The sequence below is a fragment of the Litorilituus lipolyticus genome (assembly GCF_006439335.1).
Lineage (GTDB): Bacteria > Pseudomonadota > Gammaproteobacteria > Enterobacterales > Alteromonadaceae > Colwellia > Colwellia lipolytica.
Genome location: NZ_SAWY01000013.1, coordinates 53,171 through 74,284, shown reverse-complemented (window position 1 = coordinate 74,284; position 21,114 = coordinate 53,171). Strand labels below are relative to the sequence as shown.

The 21,114-nt window shown below is 37.3% G+C and carries 16 protein-coding genes; 14 read left to right on the top strand and 2 right to left on the bottom strand.

Translation table 11 applies throughout. The annotated features are described in order from the left end of the window. Window positions 1–184: 184 nt before the first annotated feature. The 4 genes from EPA86_RS06890 to EPA86_RS06875 all read left to right on the top strand — a co-directional run bounded on the left by EPA86_RS06890 (window position 185) and on the right by EPA86_RS06875 (window position 5,778). The gene (locus EPA86_RS06890; protein WP_140602694.1) at window positions 185–2,188 is read left to right on the top strand and encodes a serine/threonine protein kinase; all 2,004 of its coding nucleotides are present in this window, start codon (window positions 185–187) and stop codon (window positions 2,186–2,188) included. Further along, on the top strand, window positions 2,185–2,928 hold the full coding sequence (locus EPA86_RS06885; RefSeq protein WP_140602693.1) for a PP2C family protein-serine/threonine phosphatase: 744 nt from the start codon (window positions 2,185–2,187) through the stop codon (window positions 2,926–2,928). Before EPA86_RS06890 ends, EPA86_RS06885 begins: the two co-directional genes overlap by 4 nt. A gap of 68 nt (window positions 2,929–2,996) precedes the next feature. Further along, window positions 2,997–3,344: an FHA domain-containing protein gene (locus tag EPA86_RS06880; protein WP_140602692.1), complete on the top strand. Its 348-nt coding sequence runs from the start codon at window positions 2,997–2,999 to the stop codon at window positions 3,342–3,344. 283 nt (window positions 3,345–3,627) lie between these two features. Then, complete coding sequence (locus EPA86_RS06875) at window positions 3,628–5,778, top strand: putative bifunctional diguanylate cyclase/phosphodiesterase (RefSeq protein ID WP_140602691.1); 2,151 nt, start codon at window positions 3,628–3,630, stop codon at window positions 5,776–5,778. Between the two features lie 68 nt (window positions 5,779–5,846). Here the strand turns inward: EPA86_RS06875 and EPA86_RS06870 are convergent, their stop codons facing one another. Then, on the bottom strand, window positions 5,847–6,296 hold the full coding sequence (locus EPA86_RS06870; protein WP_140602690.1) for a hypothetical protein: 450 nt from the start codon (window positions 6,294–6,296) through the stop codon (window positions 5,847–5,849). 183 nt (window positions 6,297–6,479) lie between these two features. Here EPA86_RS06870 and EPA86_RS06865 point away from each other — a divergent pair, with 183 nt between their 5' ends. Further along, on the top strand, window positions 6,480–6,875 hold the full coding sequence (locus tag EPA86_RS06865) for an OsmC family protein (RefSeq protein WP_140602689.1): 396 nt from the start codon (window positions 6,480–6,482) through the stop codon (window positions 6,873–6,875). Window positions 6,876–6,968: 93 nt separating this feature from the next. Beyond that, window positions 6,969–7,646, top strand: a complete 678-nt coding sequence (locus EPA86_RS06860) for a LuxR C-terminal-related transcriptional regulator (RefSeq protein WP_140602688.1) — start codon at window positions 6,969–6,971, stop codon at window positions 7,644–7,646. Between the two features lie 22 nt (window positions 7,647–7,668). Here the strand turns inward: EPA86_RS06860 and EPA86_RS06855 are convergent, their stop codons facing one another. Continuing rightward, a complete protein-coding gene (locus EPA86_RS06855; protein WP_140602728.1) occupies window positions 7,669–11,169 on the bottom strand; it encodes a hybrid sensor histidine kinase/response regulator in 3,501 nt (1,166 codons plus the stop codon). Window positions 11,170–11,498: 329 nt separating this feature from the next. Here EPA86_RS06855 and EPA86_RS06850 point away from each other — a divergent pair, with 329 nt between their 5' ends. The 8 genes from EPA86_RS06850 to EPA86_RS06815 all read left to right on the top strand — a co-directional run bounded on the left by EPA86_RS06850 (window position 11,499) and on the right by EPA86_RS06815 (window position 21,057). Beyond that, a complete protein-coding gene (locus EPA86_RS06850) occupies window positions 11,499–12,539 on the top strand; it encodes a DcaP family trimeric outer membrane transporter (protein ID WP_140602687.1) in 1,041 nt (346 codons plus the stop codon). A 115-nt stretch (window positions 12,540–12,654) separates the two neighbouring features. Beyond that, on the top strand, window positions 12,655–13,458 hold the full coding sequence (locus tag EPA86_RS06845) for an ABC transporter ATP-binding protein (RefSeq protein ID WP_140602686.1): 804 nt from the start codon (window positions 12,655–12,657) through the stop codon (window positions 13,456–13,458). After that, on the top strand, window positions 13,458–15,449 hold the full coding sequence (locus EPA86_RS06840) for a long-chain fatty acid--CoA ligase (RefSeq protein ID WP_140602685.1): 1,992 nt from the start codon (window positions 13,458–13,460) through the stop codon (window positions 15,447–15,449). Before EPA86_RS06845 ends, EPA86_RS06840 begins: the two co-directional genes overlap by 1 nt. Continuing rightward, window positions 15,446–16,339: a branched-chain amino acid ABC transporter permease gene (locus tag EPA86_RS06835; protein WP_140602684.1), complete on the top strand. Its 894-nt coding sequence runs from the start codon at window positions 15,446–15,448 to the stop codon at window positions 16,337–16,339. The genes EPA86_RS06840 and EPA86_RS06835 overlap by 4 nt, the downstream gene beginning before the upstream one ends. A gap of 30 nt (window positions 16,340–16,369) precedes the next feature. Next, window positions 16,370–17,443 (top strand): branched-chain amino acid ABC transporter permease, encoded by a 1,074-nt coding sequence (locus EPA86_RS06830; RefSeq protein ID WP_140602683.1) that lies wholly within the window; start codon window positions 16,370–16,372, stop codon window positions 17,441–17,443. Between the two features lie 124 nt (window positions 17,444–17,567). Then, on the top strand, window positions 17,568–18,827 hold the full coding sequence (locus tag EPA86_RS06825; RefSeq protein WP_140602682.1) for an ABC transporter substrate-binding protein: 1,260 nt from the start codon (window positions 17,568–17,570) through the stop codon (window positions 18,825–18,827). A 75-nt stretch (window positions 18,828–18,902) separates the two neighbouring features. After that, window positions 18,903–19,724, top strand: coding sequence for an ABC transporter ATP-binding protein (locus EPA86_RS06820; protein WP_140602681.1), 822 nt, complete (start codon window positions 18,903–18,905; stop codon window positions 19,722–19,724). A gap of 82 nt (window positions 19,725–19,806) precedes the next feature. Then, window positions 19,807–21,057, top strand: coding sequence for a phenylacetate--CoA ligase family protein (locus EPA86_RS06815; RefSeq protein ID WP_140602680.1), 1,251 nt, complete (start codon window positions 19,807–19,809; stop codon window positions 21,055–21,057). Window positions 21,058–21,114 lie beyond the last annotated feature (57 nt).

Genomic DNA, 21,114 nt, shown 5'->3' with positions numbered 1-21,114 from the left:
AACCTCACGCAGGGCTTTTTTTCATGATGATATTTGTTACACTCGAAAGACTTAATACCTAAAGTATTAGGTTAACAAAATAATAATAATAAATTAGTTGAAGCACATTATATGTATTTTCTTTTTAATCAATTGATTATAAAAGTAATGTGATTCACTTCAATAAGATAGGCTTGATGAGTAAATGTTAAAAGGTGCTCTGCCACTATATAAAACAGGGTGGTTTTATTTATTGCTTTGCTTTTGGTTGGTCAGTTTATGGTCAGTTAGTGCGGGCTATTTTTCAGATGTTAATCAATCAAACCTTGTTTGGCTTGTAAAACAAAATAGTGCAAGTTCAACGATAGATAATTCTGCTGTGCTTAGCAGCGCTACCCAACCCTCACTCACCATTTTTATTGCATCTATAGGCTTATTTTTTGTTGGAATATATTTAATTTGGCGCCTTAGAGCAGAAAGACTTTCTAAACAGGGCTTAATGATGTTTGGCTATATCATTGTATTGTTCGTTATGCAGTACAGTTTAGCTATTTATCAACACTTGTTTGTTATTATTCCAATGGCATTATTTGTTGTTTTATCTTGGCCATTTATTATCGCTTTTCATCATGAAGAGTCAATTTTTATAAGCTTACAGCAAGAAAATGAGCAACTATTATTTGAAAGAATTCAAGAGTATGCTTTAGCAAATCAAGTTGATAAATTAGCCAACCCTTTAGCAAAGTTAGCAGCGCATCAATCAATTCAAGAAGAGATATATCAACTGGCATTGCAGGCTGAAAAAAGTAAATATTCCGATGTTGCTCATTGTTTATATAACTGGAATGAACAAAGCGGCCTTATACATCAAGCAAGCCATGAAAAAATTATTGAGCATAAAAAAGCGTTGTTACATGCTAAAACTGCGAAGCAGATTAGTGAGCGAGAACAACGAGTTGTTATTGAAGCTGCCAATACAAAGCAGGCCTCTTTAGTTAAACAAGCTTCTTTAGAAGATGATGATGGTCAGAGTGACATCGCTCAAAACTATACAGCACCTAAGCGTACAGAAAGTAATCAACATCAAATCAATTGGCAAAAAACATTGAATGAGGCTGAGACTTCTCATGAGCTTGATAACTCGTTTGATCTCGTCGATTCTGTAGAAAAAAATCAAGGCGATATATTACAAGATAGTGATCATTACAATAATGAAGCGGAGTCTGATTTAGCAGCTACTTTGGTTATTAATCAGTCGAATAATGCATTTGAGCAAGATGAGTTAGAAGCAACCTTAGTTCTTTCGTCGCAAGATGATTTAGCACAAACCCAAGCGAAGCTTTCTGTTACGCAGGCGTTTAAGCCTCAGAGTTTTGGTCGTTACCAAGTGGAAGGTTTATTGGGTAAAGGTGCAATGGGGATTGTTTATCGAGGAGTCGACCCCAAAATTAATCGTCATGTGGCAATAAAGTCTTTGCAACTTAGTGACAGTGTTGATCAAGAAGAAGTGAGTCAAGCAAAGCAAAGATTCTTTAGAGAAGCAGAAACAGCCGGTGGATTAAGCCACGCTAATATTGTGACAATTTATGATGTTGGTGATGAAGGAAGCTTAGGTTATATCGCCATGGACTTATTAACCGGCGCACCATTGTCTCACTTTATCCACGTTGATAAGTTATTACCAACACCTCTTATTTATCAATTAATGATCCAAATTACAGATGCTCTTGAATATGCTCATAGGCAAAGTGTTGTTCATCGTGATATTAAGCCAGGTAATATTATTTATGATGATGACTTACAAAAAGCCACCGTTACCGATTTTGGTATTGCTTATGTAACTGATAATAGCCGAACTAGCACGGGTGTTATTATGGGGAGTCCATATTATATGTCGCCTGAACAAATAACAGGTGGCAGTGTTGATGGCCGAAGTGATATTTTCAGTTTAGGGGCAACCTTTTATCAGCTACTTAGCGGTCAACTACCTTTTGAAGGGGATTCTGTGGTGAGTGTTGCTTATCAAATCAGTAATGCTAAACAAATTAAAGTAACTGAGCATAAAGCAAACTTACCACCAAGTGCAGCACGTATTACCAATAAAGCTTTGCAAAAAGACGCGACAAAACGCTATCAATCAATGCAAGAGTTTAAACAAGCACTCATTAATGCCTTAAAACGCGATTTTAAGCAGGCGCCCATTATATGATGACATCAATAAGTACGTTAACAGAGCAAGGTCCTCATAGAAAGAATAATGAAGACGCTATTTGTCATGGCTTTAATCATGCATTACAAGTGTGTTGGATGATAGTGGCTGATGGTATGGGAGGGCACAAAGCAGGTGAGGTGGCGAGTAATTTATTAACGGACTATGTAAATGCACAATTAACCACATTAACTGAAATGCCTAATCAAGGGTGGCAGAACTACGCTAGCCAGATTATAAAAGAAGCTAATTCAAACATTTACGATAAAGCGCAACAATGTAGTCAATATGAAGGAATGGGGACGACAGGGGTTGTCGCTATTTTTGATGCTGATAGTTGTTATATTGCTTGGGTGGGTGATTCTAGGGCTTATCTATTACATCAAGAAGAGCTGATTCAATTAACTGAAGATCATACCATGATTCAGTTCTTATTGAACAAAGGCGCTATTACTGCTAATGCTGCTGCAAATTCAAACACTAAAAACCTGCTATCAAGAGCTTTAGGAAGCAAAGCGATTGTAGAAGTAGATACAATTTCTAGACAAATTGATTCTGGTGACGTTTTAATGTTATCAACTGACGGTTTACATGATTTCTTGTCAGAAAGTGATATCAAGCAGTTTCTTATTGAGTACACCAAAAAAGAGGCAAATACAGCTGTCTGCAGTAAAATGGTTGATCAAGCAGTGTTACAATCTAGCAAAGATAATTTAACCCTCGGGTTAATTTGCTTATAATAGAAAAAATCTGTGTAAATGCTAAGTTGCACATATAAGAATCAAGCATAAAAGGGGAAGGAGAAACTATGGCTTATTTAGCCTTAATTGTAGAAGACGTCGTAATCAATAAATGGGAATTAAACCAAGATGAGCTTCTTATTGGCCGTGTAAAGTTTTGTGATATTCATATTGAAGATCGAGCAGTAAGTTCTAAACATGCTCGTCTAACGGTTAAGCAAGTTCCTTATGAGCAAGGGAGTAGTGTTGTTGTACTAGAAGATTTAAACAGCACTAACGGTACTGAACTTAATGGAAGGTTGATTTCACGACAATTATTAAAAAATGGTGACATGATAAAAATTGGCTTTAATCAATTTAAGTTTGTTGATGGTTCTGCGTTAAATTTAGATGAAACAGCTGTTATTGTTGAATAGTGTCGAATTAGTTACCTTAATATGTGTTGTGCGACACTAAAAAATCACATCAATAAAATGTTGACAAATCGAATAAAAATACAAGATAAATGTATTTTAAATACATTTATTGTTCTATCTCAAGGGAAGTATGCATAAAACATAATATTTTCTGTCAATTGTCTATATTAGATATTGTAAAATCTCTATAATGCCCCTAGTAAGTTTGTGGGTATTGTACATTTAAATTCTGCGCCTATTTTGATTTAGGTAGCCAGTTGAAAAGAAAACATTAAGGGTTGATGTGGTAGAAGAAAAAGTTAAATCGATAATAGACTCTCTATCACACTCGGTTTCTGACAAATTTACGGATACTATTTGCTTATCCTTAGCTGAAGTCATCAAAGCTGATATAATTTTTATTGCTTCCATTAATGAAGACGCTACCGAGGCAACCACGGTATCTCTTGCCTCTCAAGGGCAGATTCAAGAAAATTTTACTTATCTCTTAAAGCATACACCTTGTGAAAATGTCTCAACAGGTGGTGTGTGTTCCTACACAGAAAATTGCCAAAAAGCTTATCCAGATGACCAATTACTCGTAGACTTGAATATTACTGGTTATGTCGGTGTTCCGTTGAAAGCTGAAAATGGAAAAACAGATGCTATCTTGGTCGCCCTTTACCATAAGGTGATTGAGTCTGAGAAAGAAGTAACATCTTTATTTTTGCTGTTTAGTGGCATGATAAAAAAGGAAATGGAAAAACAAGCGCTTTTTAACGAACTGGCAACGCGAAATAGAATTATTGAAGTAAGTAAAGAAGCAATCGTGGTTTGTGATAAAAATGCAAAAATTATCAGTGTTAATAAAGCTTTCACAGATATTCTGGGATATAGCTTTAGAGAAGTAGAAGGAGAAAACCCAAAGATATTTAGTTCAGGAGAGCACGGTAAAGAATTTTATAGCGCAATGTGGAACGAAATTAAAGAAACAGGTTCATGGTCAGGGGAAATTTGGAATAAGAAAAAATCAGGGGAGGTTTTTCCCGAATGGTTATCCATTAATACTATTTGCGATGCAGATAATAACATAACAAACTACGTTGCCTTCTTTTTTGATATTAGTAAGAGTAAAGCGGCAGAAACTAAGATATATAAGCAAGCAAATTTTGATTTATTGACTGGTATTGCCAATCGTTTTTTATTTCTAGAAACATTAGCTCAATCATTACATTTAGTTGAATCATCTCATAAAAGCTTAGCTGTATTGCACATGGATTTAGATTTGTTTAAAGAGATTAATGACATTTATGGCCACGATCTTGGTGACAAACTTCTTATAGAAAGCTCAAAGCGATTAAAAAATCATATTAAAAAGACTGATTGTATTGCTCGTATTTCAGGTGATAGCTTTGCTATTTTACTGAATGAACTTGATGCTGTAGAAAATGTAGAGGCTATTGTTGAAAGGATCTTGCTTGCTTTTAGTAACCCTTTTGTTTTTGATGATGTCAGCTTAACGTGTACTTTGAGTATTGGTATAGCAATATGCTCTGCTGAAAGCGAAAATGAAGGAAGTATTCTTAAAAAAGCTGAAACGGCTATGTATCATGCGAAAGACAGTGGAAGAAATTCGTATAGTTTCTTTACTCAAAAGATGCAAAATATTGCTCGACGAAAGTTGATGCTCAAGAGCCAATTAGCTTTGGCTATTGAAAATAAAGAATTAAGTGTTGTTTATCAGCCGATCATCTCCATAGGTGAGCAGAAAGTACGTAAGTTTGAAGCATTAATACGTTGGAATAACTTTGGTGAGTGGATTTCGCCTGAAGAGTTTGTTGGTATCGCAGAAGAGTTTTCTTTAATTAAGCCATTAGGAAGCTTCGTGTTAACTCAAGCTTGTTTAGAGCTGAAAAAGCTAAAATCTCAAGGCTTTACAGATATCATTATCAACGTTAATCGCTCAGTTTTTGAAATTCCATTAAATAAATCAGAAAACGACCTGTGGTTAAATACTATTGCGGAGCATGATCTTCAGCCACAAGATATTTGCTTTGAGCTAACTGAGAGCGCTTTAGCACCAGATAAACGAAATAATGAAGTGCTTTTCAATCAATTAAGAAGTGCAGGTTGTACTATCGCCCTTGATGATTTTGGTACAGGATATTCGTCGTTAAGTTATTTACGTAGGATTCCGATTGATTTTATCAAAATCGATAGGGCATTTATTTCTGATATGAGTGAAAACCAAAGTGATAACATATTAGTGTCGACTATTATTGCAATGTCTAAAGCTCTAGGAAAAAAAGTAGTGGCAGAGGGGGTAGAAACACTAGAGCAGCTTAATTTACTCAGTGATTTAGGCTGTGATTATATTCAAGGTTACTATTTTTCAAAACCGCTTCCCTCAGCAGAATTAGCGAGTTATCTAACAGACTTCTCTTATCATCAGTAGTTTACTTTATCTTACTTATTACCCACATGTTTCTAGTTTTAATGATTATCTGCCTTTAATAAACTAATTTAATGCGCGATATTTTTATTCGCTAAAATATAGCCATTTGCTTCGTGTTGATTAAACTCTAACGATAACTCTTCTTTATTAATTAGTTGGCTTAGTGATTTTGGTAATATCAATGCGGAACAATTATCAGCCAATAATGCTATTTTTATCTGTGAAAATACGTCTTTCCTATTAAGAATATCGGCCTTTATTTGTACACATAGCACATTTTTTTGGTCAATATTTTCAAAGCTAGCTAATTGTGAAATTGCTGACTCTTCAGGGTTGATAAACATAATCCATTTATTTTTGACTTTGTTTTTTAGACAGATTTCGGCATATTCACTGGCTAATGCTAGCGAATTGTTCACTTCTTTTATTGTGAGTTTTTTGTTTGATTCGCTTGAGGCATCTGCAGTTACGTGCTGAGTATTTGTGTTATTTATTGTTTTTGTTGTTAATCCAAACATATCTGACCTCGATAATTTAAAATAGGTTAATAAAACGAAAGCTGTAATTTAATACAGTAACTGTACAAATGAACAGTACTCTTGTTTTGTGTGTATTTCAAGCAAAATTTAAATTTTTTTACGTGGTATTGGTTTTTATATTAGCTTGTGCTAATGTAGGTTTTGTTAATTTAAGGAGGTTGCATGAAAATTGAAGTTAGTTTATTAGCAGGGCAGCAGTTAAAAGCGAGTTTTGCAGATCATGAAATAATCAGTGATCAAAGTATATCTGCAGGTGGTAATGCTGAACATCCAGAGCCATTTGATTACTTTTTATCAAGTATGCCTATGTGTGCGGCATTCTACATGAGAAAGTTTTGTCAGCAGCGTGATATTGAAACGACTGGTTTATCATTTACTCAAGAGGTAATAACCCTTGATGAAAGTAATCCTTATAAAAAGAAAGTTAGCATGAAAGTGACATTGCCAACTGATTTTCCTAAAAAATATGAAAAGGCAATTTTGGCAGCCGCAAATACGTGCACGGTAAAAAAAGTCATTCAAGCAACTCCTGAATTTGAGGTGGAACTTGTAAAATAATCTATTTTATTTGTTCTGCCAGTATTTTTACGGTTGCCACTGTGGTAAGTTTTTAGCATTGATTACAAACTATTTACAAAGGCCCTTGGTTACATGGCAAATGCGTTAAAAATAATCATTGCAGATGATCACCCATTGTTCAGGCAAGCGCTGACTCTCACGTTAAGCGCTCACTTTAAAGGTGTTTCGTTAGCTGAAGCCCAAACTATTGATGAGTTGGATCATGCATTGAATTTGCAAGGGCAAAATAATAGCCAAGCTTTTGATTTGTTATTACTCGATCTTGATATACCAGGTGCGCAAGGGTTTAATAGTTTAATTAATGTAAGAAATACTTATCCTGAATTAGGAGTAATTGTTATTTCAGGTTATGAAGATGCTGACACCATTGCTAAAGCCATGAGCTACGGAGCTGCGGGTTTCATTCCCAAATCAACTGCAGTACCTGAAATGGTTATTGCAATAGAAGCTGTGCTTGGTGGTGAGTTGTGGACGCCTACAGGTGCATATTCTTCTCAATCAGCTAATGAGCCGCAAGAGAGTAAAATAGCTTCATTAACACCTAAACAACATAAAATATTGATGATGTTTGCTGACGGTATGCTTAATAAACAAATAGCCTATGAATTAGGTCTATCAGAATCGACTATTAAAAGTCATGCGAGCACGATTTTTCTTAAACTCGGTGTAAAAAATCGAACTCAAGCCGTTATCCTCCTTAACGAACTGCAATTAAATCAAGCGAGCTTTGGCCAAGAAACGCTTTCATAGTGCTAGTAAAACTAAATAAGCGTTAAAAGTTCGCAGAATAATTCTTAGTTAACCTTTTAGTGAGTAGGGCACTCATCAATGATCTTAATGCTAAGGGCTTTACTATTTTTCTTAAGTAGCCAATATCATTGTCTTTGGCTTGAATCACAATATCTTCATCAGTAGTTGCAGTAATTAATATGGCTGGTAATGGGTATCTACTGAGCTGTCTTAGCTCGCTAATTAATTGAATGCCATTTGTTTGCGGTTGAGCTTTGTCTGAAATAAGACTCTCACTCAGTTGATAATCAACTAATAAAATGTCGATTTGATCTTCATAGCGTTGATAAATTGACATGGCAGATTCAGCCGAATCAGCAGTAAACACTTTACATTGCCAAGCACTTAATACTTTTGACATACCTGTTAATATATCTTGTTCATTATCAATACATAGTACACCGACACCTTGCAGTGTATCTCTACTTGAACTATTGACTTGTTTGGTTTGAATTGGCGCTGCACAAATTGGCACATCAACACTGAATAAACAACCGTGCCCAGATTTAGAAACAAGGTTAATTTTGTGGCCTAATAAAGTCGCCAAACTTTGTGCAATGTTTAAACCTAAGCCTAAGCCTTTATGACCATTTTGGTTTGTTGTTTGTAGTTGGGTAAATTGTTCAAATACTTGCTTTTGTTTATCCTCAGGAATACCTGGACCATTATCGAGTACTTGAATAGATAAACAACTTCCTTGGCGTCTACAGCCAAGTAGTACGTTACCTTGATAGGCGTAACGAAATGCGTTCGATAAAAAGTTTTGAATGATCCTTAGCAATAAACTTAGGTCACTTTGTACAAAAAGCTTGCTTGATTGTAGGTGAAAATCAATATGGTATTCATCTGTTAAGGCACTAAACTCTGTATTGAGCATATCGAATAGTTGTGTAATAGAAACGGCCTCAATGGTTGGGGTAATATTACCGCTTTCAATACGAGCTACCTCATTAAGGTCTAATAGTAAGTTATTAGCTATATCAAGGGATGTTTCAATTTGCTTAACATGCAACTTTTCTTCTGTTGATATTTTAGGGTTTAATGTTAACGCTGAAGAGAATAGTCTTGCGGCGGAAAGCGGTTGTAATAAGTCATGGCTACAAGCCTTTAAATATTGACTTTTCTTAAGGTGTGCTTGTTCAGCTTTTAATTGCGCTAAGGCTAGCTCTTGGTTTGCTTTTTCCAGCTCTTTATTCGCTTGCTCTAATTGACTTGTTCTGGCTTGTACACGTGACTCTAAATCAATATTCTCATCCTTTAAGTGCTGCTCTGTTTGTTTATAAGCCGTGATGTCTGAGAATATCATAACAAAACCACCACCAGGGATCGGGTTACCTTCAATATTAATTGTTCGCCCGTTTTTTAAGCGTCTTTCGGAGCTATGACGAGAACCGTCTTTAATGAATTGAATACGCTTAGCTACTTGTTGGTCGATGTCGTTAGCAAAATACTCTTGTTGAGATAAGTTATAGCGGATCAGCTGACTAATGGGGCAGCCTATGTAAATGAAATCTTCAGGGTAGTTAAATATATCTAGATATTGTCTGTTCCAAGCAACAAGTTTTAGTTCACTGTCTATGACTGATATACCTTCACTTGCGTTCTCAATAGCACTTTGTAATACACTACGACTAAATTCAAGTTGCTGATTTGAATTGTCTTCTACAATTTTAGCTACTTGATCAAAAGCAATCTCACGACCACTCATTGCAAAAGATATGACCAGTTTTGCTGAGGCAGAGCCAATAACACTTGCTAAGGTGTCTTCGGCGTGAAGAATAAGTGCTTCGTTGAAATCTTTATTTTTTGAGTAACTATTTTTAGAGTTATTGTGTTGTTGATAAAACTGCTTTAGACATTCGTTGGTTTTCTCTGTGCCAATGAAACGCGTTAATAAAAACTCTAATTCATGTAGATCCACTTTGGGCTGAATGGGTAAACTCCATTGAATTTTTTTTCTGGCTTTATAAAAATGCTTACTTTGCATTTGTTCTCGAATACTCTGTTGAGTAAATAAAGAGACTAACCAAAGCATTAAGACATTAATGCCAAGGCCGATTAAGGTGACTACGGTGGTTGCAGGTAACTCACTTTGAGCAAACGGGTGCGGATATAGACCTAATTGTGGTAATAAATTGAATGTTGTCCAAATGATAAAACCTGTACTTATACCGGAAATCACGCCATATAATGTTGCTTGCCGCCAAAAGAAACTGGCCAGTAGTGCTGGCCCTATTTGGGCGATAGCGCCAAAAGCCACTTCACCTAAGGAAGATAAAGTATCAGGTGGAGAAAGTAACAGCATGCCATAACTGAGAAAAACGACTAACAGAACTAAACCTTTCCTTATGAATAACAATCGGGTTTGAAAGTGATTAAAGTCATGATCTTGTTGTCGTGAATATTTAAACATTAACGGAAAAACAATTTCGTTACTTAACATGGTACTTAACGCTATTGTTGAAACTATAACCATTGAGCTTGCAGCTGATATCGCACCCAAAAAGGAAAATAAAGATAACCACATTTCCCCATTAAAAGCGGGTAAAAATAGTACATAGGCATCAGCTGAAAGTGAGCTGCCATAATTCAAATTACCTGCTAAGCCCAGTGGCGCAGCAAAAAAAGCAAAAATAAGAACATAAAACGGAAATAACCAACGAGCAAATCGTGAGGTTTTTTGTTCTTTAATTTCAACAAACATCACTTGGAATTGTCTAGGTAAGCATAAAAAGGCTGACATAACGATAATAAGCATGCCAAAAAGGCCAATAAGGTTAGGAAGTTCTAACTGATGTTCAATATTGATCTGATCTTTAGCCTGATGCCAAATTTCCATCGGTGATTCATAAATAATAAAGCAAACGAATAAGCCAACCAGCATAAAAGCAATAAGCTTTACCAATGATTCAAAGGCAATGGCAATCATCACACCGGGGTGTCTTTCAGTAACATCTATGGTTCTGATACCAAAAATAATGGTAAACACCGCGAGTAAAATACTGACAATTAAGCCAAGTAACCATACAGGCATTATTTGTGTTTCTTGCAAAATTTTAAAGGAGTATACGATGGCTTTTAACTGAAGAGCGATATAGGGCATGGTGCCAATCAGCGCAACAATCGTGATCAAAATTGCTAGGTGCTGCGACTTACCAAAACGTGAAGATAATAAATCAGCAATTGAGGTTATTTTTAAGGTTAAGCTGGTTTTAATCACTCGCTGAATGAATGGCCAAGCAAAAACAAACAGTAAAATAGGTGCTAAATAAACGGGAATATAACTGAACGAGTTATTTGCTGCTTGAGCGGTAGTGCCTAAAAACCCCCAAGACGTACAGTAAACTCCTAAAGATAACGCATAAATAATGCTGTGTTGGTGAGCACTTAGCTTATGACGGTGTTTGCCACCTAAGTAAGCGATAATAAAAAGTAAGCTTATATAGCCAAAACTGACACTAATTAATAACCAATTTGAAAACATATTCTTTTTTGCCAGTTGCACTTCATTTCTAATAATCAATTTATCACAACTACTTAGTTGTTTGCTTTTCATTTTCTAATACTTAAGTACTAGTCCTTTAGTGCTCAGACTTTAGGACTAACATCAAGGGACTAAGTCTTATTGCCGATTGTGGCTTTTGGCCACTGATTTAAGATGTTTATGAGCATCGTAGTAACACTGAGTAAAACATAAGGCTTTTCACATTGAATTACCTTCCTTGTTTTCAAAGTAAGCATGTCATCGCAGAAAAACAAAACAGTTAAATCAGAAAAACATAAATAGAAACTATTAACTATGGGAATTAAGCAATGATTACATCTAAGTATAAAAAATTATTACTCGCCTCTTCGTTATGTGTAGCGGCAGGTACAGCCAATGCAGGTTATGAAATTAAACTTTCAGATGAAGACAAGATATCTTTTGGTGGTTATATCAAAGTCGATGCTCGCTATGTAGATGGAGATGTAGCCTATCGTGATTTTTGGATTGGTACAGGTACACCATTAGAAAAGAGTGCATCTCAATTTAGGTTGTTTGCAAATGAAACTCGCTTTAATACTAAATATGTACATGGCGATGTAACTGGCTTTATTGAAATGGACTTTTGGGGCGGTGGCGGAAATGAGATTATTTCTAACTCAGTTCACCCAAGACTACGTCATGCCTTCATCAAATATAAAGATGTGTTAGCTGGTCAAACTTGGTCGACCTTTATGAATACTAGTGCTATTCCTGAATCAGCAGACTTTGCTGGTGCGACAGTAGGTTTAGTGTTCATACGTCAAGGACAAGTACGCTATAACATGGGTAACTTCCAAGTTTCATTAGAGAACCCTGAGTCTTGGGGCGGTGATACTGCCAATGATAGCATGCCAGATGTGGTTGCTCGTTATAACTTAAAAGGTGATTGGGGTAGCGTATCTTTCTCTGCTTTAGGTCGTCAATTAAATACAACCTTGGGTAATTCAGAAACCGCTATTGGTGCATCAATTGCGGGTCGTATCAAAACATTCGGTAAGGATGACTTTAGATTTCAACTACACAAAGGTGAGTTAGGCCGTTATGTGGGTGTGGCATTTACTAAAGATTTAGTAGGTGAAAAAGTTGAAGACTTAACTGCATACCTTGCTGCATATCGTCATTACTGGACGGAAACATTACGTTCAACCGTACTTTATGGTCGCGCAGAAGCTGATGTATCAGGTGCTGATCGTAGTCAGTGGAGTGTTAACTTATTTCAAAACTTAACTAAGCAATTAGCTGTTGGTGTTGAGGTAGGTAACTTTGAAATGGCTGATCAGAACGTCGATTCAAATTACGCACAACTTTCGTTTAAGTACGTACTTTAAACTTGTCGTTGCAACCTTTCCCATTTGGGTTGCGTTTTTAGGAGGGGAGTTTCTCCCCTCCATTTTTCAAATTGCATGATTTCAATTTAATTTTCATCACGTTAGGAGTATGAGTATGGCTGAATCAATACTCAAAGTTGAGCACATTTCTCTAGCATTTGGCGGCGTTAAAGCCTTAACCGATGTTAGCTTTTCCGTAGAGCGCGGCTCAGTATTTTCAATCATAGGACCCAATGGAGCCGGTAAAACGTCAATGCTCAACTGTATTTCAGGTCGCTATCGTCCTAATTCAGGCAATATTATATTTAACAAACAAGATGTTACAAAGCTTAGACCTAATGACCGTGCAGATTTAGGTATGGGTAGAACTTTCCAAAATTTAGCATTGTTTGGCCACATGACGGTACTCGATAACATCATGGTTGGCAGACACCACTTATTAAAAAATAACTGGATTACAGGCCCATTGTATTGGGCTTCAAAGGCGCAAAAAGAAGAACTTGCTCATCGACGTTATGTTGAGGAAGTTATTGATTTCTTAGAAATTTCACATATTCGAAAAGCGGTTGCTGGAACACTTTCTTACGGGTTGAGAAAACGTGTTGAATTAGCAAGAGCAATGGCTTTAAAGCCTGATTTAATTCTATTAGATGAGCCTATGGCTGGCATGAACTTGGAAGAGAAAGAGGATATGGCACGTTACATCCTCGATTTAAACGAAGAGTTTGGTATTACTGTTGTCATGATTGAGCACGATATGGGGGTAGTTATGGATATTTCCCACGAAGTTATGGTGTTGGATTTTGGTAAAAAACTTATTTCTGGTTTGCCAGATGAAGTGATGGCAGACCCTCATGTTAAGCGTGCTTACTTGGGTATCGAAGATGAAGACACAGATGCTTTACAGGAGGCTGGATAATGTCTGCTACTAATCAAGCATTGCAAACGAGCAATGGCATTTCAACAGATTATGAAATGGGAGAGTTAGATACTTTTCCAAAAATACTACGTCATAACGCTAAAAATTGGCCCAATGATATTGCCATGCGTGAAAAAGAGTTTGGTATCTGGAATGAGTTTAACTGGCAAGACTATCAGAACCGCGTTAAGTGGCTGTCGTTAGCCTTAGTAAAGCAGGGTATTGCAGCTGGCGATGCTATAGCATTATTAGGTGATAACCGACCTGAATGGGTATGGGGGGAGCTTGCTGCTCATGCCATGCGCTGTTACTCCATTGGTATATTCCAAGATTCATTACATGAAGAAGTTGTTTACTTGCTAAATAAAAGTAATGCGACGGTAGTTATAGCTGAAGATGAAGAGCAATGTGACAAGCTGTTAGAGTTAGGCGATGAAATTCCTGACGTTAAAATCATTGTTTACTGTGATCCGCGAGGCATGCGTAAGTATGATGATAAGCGACTTGTTAGCATTGAAGATATGTATGAACAAGGGCAAGCCATTGATGAGTCTTCCCCTGAACTTTATGATCATTACGTAGATTCAACCTCTGCAGAAGAAACTGCAATTTATTGCACTACTTCGGGTACTACTTCAAAGCCAAAAATCGCCTTCTTAGGTGGCGGTAACTTCGTTAAACATTGCAGCTCTTATTTAAGAGCTGATCCGAGAAAACCTGGCGACAACTATGTTTCGGTATTGCCTTTGCCTTGGATCATGGAACAAGTTTATGCCGTTGGACAAGCTTTAATCGCTCGACAAATTGTTAATTTTGTTGAAGAGCAAGAAACCTTAATGGCTGATTTACGTGAAATTGGCCCAAGCTTCGTTCTACTAGCGCCACGTGTATGGGAAGGCATATTGGCTGATGTTAAAGCTCGTATGATGGACTCAACACCATTGAAGCAAAAGTTATTTAACTTTGCTTATGGTTTAGCTGAGAAAAAACAAGACGAAGGTAAACGTTCGTGGTTGGCTGATCTGCTACTGATGAATGCTCTTAAAGATAGATTAGGTTTCACTTTCTTAAAATCAGCTGCAACGGGTGGGGCTGCAATGGGACCTGATACCTTTAGGTTCTTCCAAACCATTGGTGTGCCACTTCGTCAACTTTATGGTCAAACAGAGTTGTGTGGTGCTTATACGGTACACCAAGAAGATGATGTAGATTACGACAGTGTCGGTGTTGCTTTTGATACCGCACAAGTGAAAGTTATCAACACCGATAAAGAAGGGGTTGGTGAGATTATCGCGAAAACCGTTGGTATGTTTACCGGCTATTTAGATAATCAAAAAGCTTACGATGAAGATGTTATTGATGGTTGGATGCATACCGGTGATGCAGGTTACTTTAAGCCATCAGGCCACTTAGTCATTATTGACCGTATTAAGGATTTAGCTAAAACCAGTTTTGGTGTTCAATACTCGCCACAATATATTGAAAACAAGCTTAAATTTTCATCTTTCATTGGCGAAGCGGTCATCTTGGGTAAAGACAAACCGTATTTAAGCGCTATTGTTTGTATTCGCTTTTCGATTGTTGCCAAATGGGCTGAACAGCAAGGCTTTGCCTTTACCAATTACACTAACCTTTCAACATTACCTGAGGTTTATCAAAAGCTTACTGATGAAATTCAGAAGGTTAATGATACGCTGCCTGATGCGCAAAAAATTAATAAATTTACCTTACTCTACAAAGAGCTTGATGCTGATGACGGTGAATTAACGCGTACTCGTAAAGTAAGAAGAACCGTTATTGCTGATAAATACGGCGACATCATTGAAGCCATTTATGATGGCCAAGAGGCGGTAGATATCGATACCGTTATTACCTTCCAAGATGGCAGTAATTCACGCATTCAAACACAGCTTAATATTGCTACCTTGATTGACAGTGACACAAACAGTAAGTCGACCTCAAGCGATTCAGAACAAAGGAGAGCATCATGAATTTTGAATTATTAATCCAGCTCATTGTAAACGGCCTGATTGTTGGTTTGCTTTATGGTGTTATCGGTATGTGTTTTGTGTTGGTGTATAAATCAACACAAATAGTTAACTTTGCGCAAGGTGAGTTCTTACTTGTGGGCGCATGGGTTTGTTGGGCGTCGCTAATTTACTTAGAACTGCCATTTTTCTTAGGGTTTATTTTATCACTGTGTTTTATGGCTGCCTTTGGTGTGCTGCTTCAAATGATTGTACTAAGACCTATGATTGGTGAACCAATTATCTCAGTGATCATGGTGACTATCGGTTTATCGATATTTTTCCAAGCGTTAATGAAGTGGATATTTGGTGTTTCACCGCAAAGCTACCCACAAGTGTTTGATACTCAATCAATTAATATATTTGGTTTGAACATAGAAATGGCCTATTTGATGAGTACAATCATCGCGTTAATCATCATGGTGGCATTCTATTTATTCTTTAAACATTCAAAGCATGGCCTAGCAATGCGTGCTACTGCATTTGATCAGCAGGTTGCGCAAAGTTTAGGCATATCCGTTAAGCAAGTATTTGCTATGAGCTGGGGTATTGCCGCTACGGTTTCAGCTACTGCAGGTGTGGTTATTGGTATGGTGAATGGTGTATCAGATTCACTGTCAATTATGGGTATTAAAGTGTTCCCAGCCGTTATTCTTGGTGGCCTTGATTCAATTGTTGGCGCTATTGTCGGTGGTATTACCATCGGGGTGCTAGAGAATTTAGCTGAATTCTTTGATAGCCAATATTTACACATTGGCAATATGTACGACATCGCACCATTTTATGTTCTGCTGATAATTTTATGGTTCAAACCGTATGGCTTATTTGGCACAAAAGATATTGAGCGCATTTAGCTGAACAATACACATTTTTAGGAGTTTATTATGTCGAGTTTAACAATGCGCCCGTGCGGAGATTTTCGTACTAGCTATAAACAAGATAATACAATTTTCGAAACGAAAACCATTCGTTACGCGGCAATTTTAAGCATTATTGCCTTATGTTTTGCACCGCTTTTGGTGGATAGCTACTTTATTACTTTGCTTATCCAAATATCATATTTAGGTATAGCTGCGCTGGGGTTGAATATCTTAGTCGGTTATACCGGGCAAATCTCTTTGGGTCATGGTGCGTTCTTTGGTTTTGGTGCTTTCGCATCAGCCTGGTTGAATACTAGCTTTAGTATTCCAGTGTTTCTATGCATCCCTTTGGCAGGTTTTTTAACCATGGGTGTGGGCATGATGTTTGGTGCACCAGCTGCACGAATTAAAGGCTTATATTTGGCTATAGCTACACTTGCATCACAATTTATAATCGAAGACTTTTTTGCTCGCGCTGAATGGTTCTCTGGTGGCTCTGCAGGCTCTATGGCTGAACCATTAAACTTATTCGGTTTTGTTTTCGATACTGATCAAAGTTTCTATTACGTTGCATTATTTTCCTTAGTATTCATGTTTATTTGGGGTTGTAACTTAATGCGAAGTAGAGATGGTCGTGCCTTTGTTGCTGTTCGAGATCATTACTTATCAGCAGAAATCATGGGCGTAAAGTTGAATAAATATCGTCTACTTTCATTTGGTGTCTCATCTTTTTATGCCGGCATAGGTGGAGCGCTTTATGCGCATTATCTAGGCTATGTTTCTGCTGAAGGTTTTACTATTTTCATGTCAGTACAGTTCTTGGCAATGATTATCATTGGTGGCTTAGGTTCAATTAAAGGCACGTTAATGGGCGTTATTTTTATGGTGTTCTTACCTGAAGCACTCGAAGGTGGGGTTGGCTTAATGAAAATGACAGATTGGGGCAATATTCCTATGGTGGTTGATGGCCTCGCTTATATCAAAGAGATGGCTATTGGTCTTGTCATTATTGGTTTCTTAATTTTTGAACCAGAAGGGCTAGCCCATCGTTGGACACAAATTAAGAACTATTGGAAATTCTATCCATTTGCTTACTAGTACTTGTATTTATTACAGCTAGTAGCAAGTGAAGAATATGGCGTTGGCTATGGGGAAGTTGCAAGCCGACATAAACAAAATGAAATAATAAATAATAAAAGCAATAACTTGAAGGAAGATTCAAATGAGAAAAAGCACAAATAAAAAATTATTATTAAGCAGTTTAGCGACTTGTGTAGCCTTATCCGTTTCGGCGAATGCTAGTGCACAAGACAGTGTTTTTGTAGGGCACTTAGCTGATATGTCAGGCCCTACCGCTTTTGTTGGTAAAGTTTACGCTGACGGAGTGAGAGATTCATTGGCCTATATCAACGCCAACGGTGGTATCAGCGGTACCAAACTTGAGTATGAAACAATTGATTATGCTTATAAAGTACCTCAAGCTATTGCAGCTTATAAAAAATGGAAGTCTCGTAAAAAAATGGTAGTAATGCAAGGGTGGGGCACGGCAGATACCGAAGCGCTGATCTCATTTGTTGCTAGAGATAAAACTCCTGTATTTTCGGCATCTTATTCGGGACATTTAACGGATCCTACCGGTAAAAACCCTCACACTAAAAAGCCAGCACCTTATAACTTTTTCTACGGTGCATCTTATTCTGATGCTTGTCGTGGTTTAGTACAGTGGGCGGCAAAAGACTGGAAGAGTAAAGGTAATAAAAGAAAGCCTAAGTTCACTCACATAGGTGCTAACCATCCGTTCCCTAACGCTCCAAAAGCCGCTTGTGCAGAGTATGCTCAAGAATTAGGTTTTGAAGTGATGCCACCGGTAGTGATTTCAATGAAACCAGGTGACTTTAAAGCACAATGTTTAAGCATTAAGAGTTCAGGTTCAAATTACGGTTATATAGGTAACCTTGGCGGTTCGGTTTTATCACTGGTGAAATCTTGTAATACCGTTGGAACCGACATTCAATTTATGTCGAATATTTGGGGTGGTGATAAAAAAGTATTTGAAGCGGCAGGTGAAGGGATCAAAAACTATATTTTCCCAACTATGACTCCTTTTTGGACCGATGAAGTACCTGGTATGAAACTGGTAAAAGAAATTTCAAAAATGTCAGATAAATCAGGAGAGCAGCCACGATTACATCATTATATGCGTGGTGTTTGTTCAACTTACTTCATGAAAGAAGCGATGGAGTGGGCTAAAGAGAACGGTGGTATTACCGGTGAGAATGTTAAGAAAGGTATGTACGTTCATAAAAACTGGGTACCTAAAGGCCTTGAAGGTGTTTGTTTAGCAGCTAATTGGACTTTAGATGATCACCGTGGTGTTAACCAAGTGAATATCTATCAAGGTAACTTCAATGGCGGTAATGTTCAAATTGAACAAGTTTCTCAAGTAACTCTTGATCGCCGTGATGATTGGTTAGGTTACTAAACACTATAGAGCCTAGTGAAAACTAGGCTCTACCTTTTGAATTGTTAAAGATGAAGAAAGATTTACGGAGTAAATATGTCTCAAGCAGCAGTTAAAATTCAGCAAGCTTCCCCTTTGCTATCAGTCAATAATATTGAAGTTGTCTATGACGAAGTTATACAAGTATTACGGGGCGTGTCATTGGATGTACCTGAAGGTGAAGTGGTTACACTATTGGGACCTAATGGTGCAGGGAAATCGACTACCCTTAAAGCGATTTCTGGTTTGCTAAAAACTGAAGACGGTGAAGTGACCCGAGGTGATATCACTTTTATGGGCGAACGTATCGATAAGAAAAATGCAGAAGATGTGGTACGAAGTGGTATTTTCCAAGTGATGGAAGGTCGTCGAATTATTGAAGACATGACATCTATTGAAAACTTGAAACTGGGTGCGTATACCCGTAATGATGCGCAAATTAACCAAGATATAGAAATGGTTTTTCATTATTTTCCCCGTTTAAAAGAGCGAACTGGCTTAGCTGGCTATTTATCTGGTGGTGAACAACAAATGTTAGCTATTGGTAGGGCACTAATGGCACGACCAAAAATGATTTGTTTAGATGAGCCATCAATGGGCTTATCGCCTTTATTGGTAAAAGAAGTCTTTGGCATTATTGAGAAAATCAATAAAGATCAGGGGATTACTATGCTATTGGTTGAGCAAAATGCAAACTATGCTTTAAAAGCTGCTGACTATGGTTACATTATGGAGTCGGGCAAAATCGTACTTGATGGTACACAAGAACAATTATTAAGTAATGAAGATGTTAAAGAGTTTTATTTAGGTGGCGGTAATGAAGAGCGTAAAAGCTTTAAGAACTTAAAGTCTTACAAACGTCGTAAACGTTGGTTATAAGCTTAATTACTATTCCCGATTTGAATGTCAGAAGAAAGAACCTATTAGATATACCTTGAACAAATTGCAATAAAGAGTACCTATGAGCCAATATTTTCATGAAAATGAGCAGATAAATTCCGTTGAAAGAGAGCATAAGTTACTTAACCGTTTACCTGCTTTTATAGATTATGCAAAACAAGAGTGTCCGTATTATGCCGAATTATTAGCTAATGTTAATGCTGATGATATTACCAGCAGAGAGTCGCTCGCCCAGTTACCGATAACACGTAAATCCGAGTTGAAATCATTACAAAATAATGAGGCCATTTTTGCCGGTATCGTCTCAGAGAAAGCAAGCATAGGTAGAGTCTTTCAATCGCCAGGGCCAATCAATGAGCCTGAAAATTGCTTTGATGATTGGTGGCGCATGGGGCAAGCTTTTTATGCCGCAGGTTTTAGAAAAGGAGATATTGTACAAAACTGTTTGTCATATCATTTAACACCGGGTGGATTTATTTTAGATTCAGGAGCACGAGCTTGTGGCTGTACGGTAATACCGGCAGGTCCCGGACAAACTGAGCAGCAGCTAGAGGTTATTGAGCAATTGAAACCTTCTGGTTATTGCGGAACACCATCATTTCTAAAAATCTTGTTAGATAAGGCTGAAAATACAGGCAAAGATATCTCAAGCCTTCAAAAAGCACTGGTTACCGGTGAAGCTTTGCCTGAAAGTTTACGATCCATTATAAAAGCTAAAGGCATAAGTGTATTACAAGCCTATGCCAGTGCTGATATTGGTTTGATAGGCTATGAAACTACCGCAGGTGAAGGGTTTGTGGTTGCTGAAGAGCTGATAGTTGAAATAGTTAGGCCTGGTACGTTAGAGCCAGTGGAGCCAGGTGAAGTAGGAGAAGTTGTGGTAACCAGCTTTAATGCCGATTATCCGTTAATTCGTTTTGCCACGGGGGATTTATCAGCAATTTCTCAAGGAAAAAGCTCATGTGGGAGAACTAATCAACGTTTAAAAGGTTGGTTAGGCAGGGCAGACCAAACGACCAAAATAAAAGGTATGTTCGTTCACCCAGAACAGATAGAAAAGGTTAGACAGCAGTTTTCTCATATCGGTAAAATACGTTTAACTGTTAGTCAAGTTAACCATAATGATACGATGCTTTTAGAATGTGAACTTGATTCATTTGCTAAATCAACACTTGAAACAGAAGCATTTATTGAGCAGATTAAACAGAGCTTAAAGCAAGTGACTAAATTATCAGGACAAATATCATTAGTGCCTTTGGGAACTCTAGCCAATGATGGCAAAGTAATAGATGATGTTCGAGACATAAGTTAACCTGAGCTCGGCTTAATAAATAATTTTCTAGCAGTTATTTTTACTGACTTCTTCGTT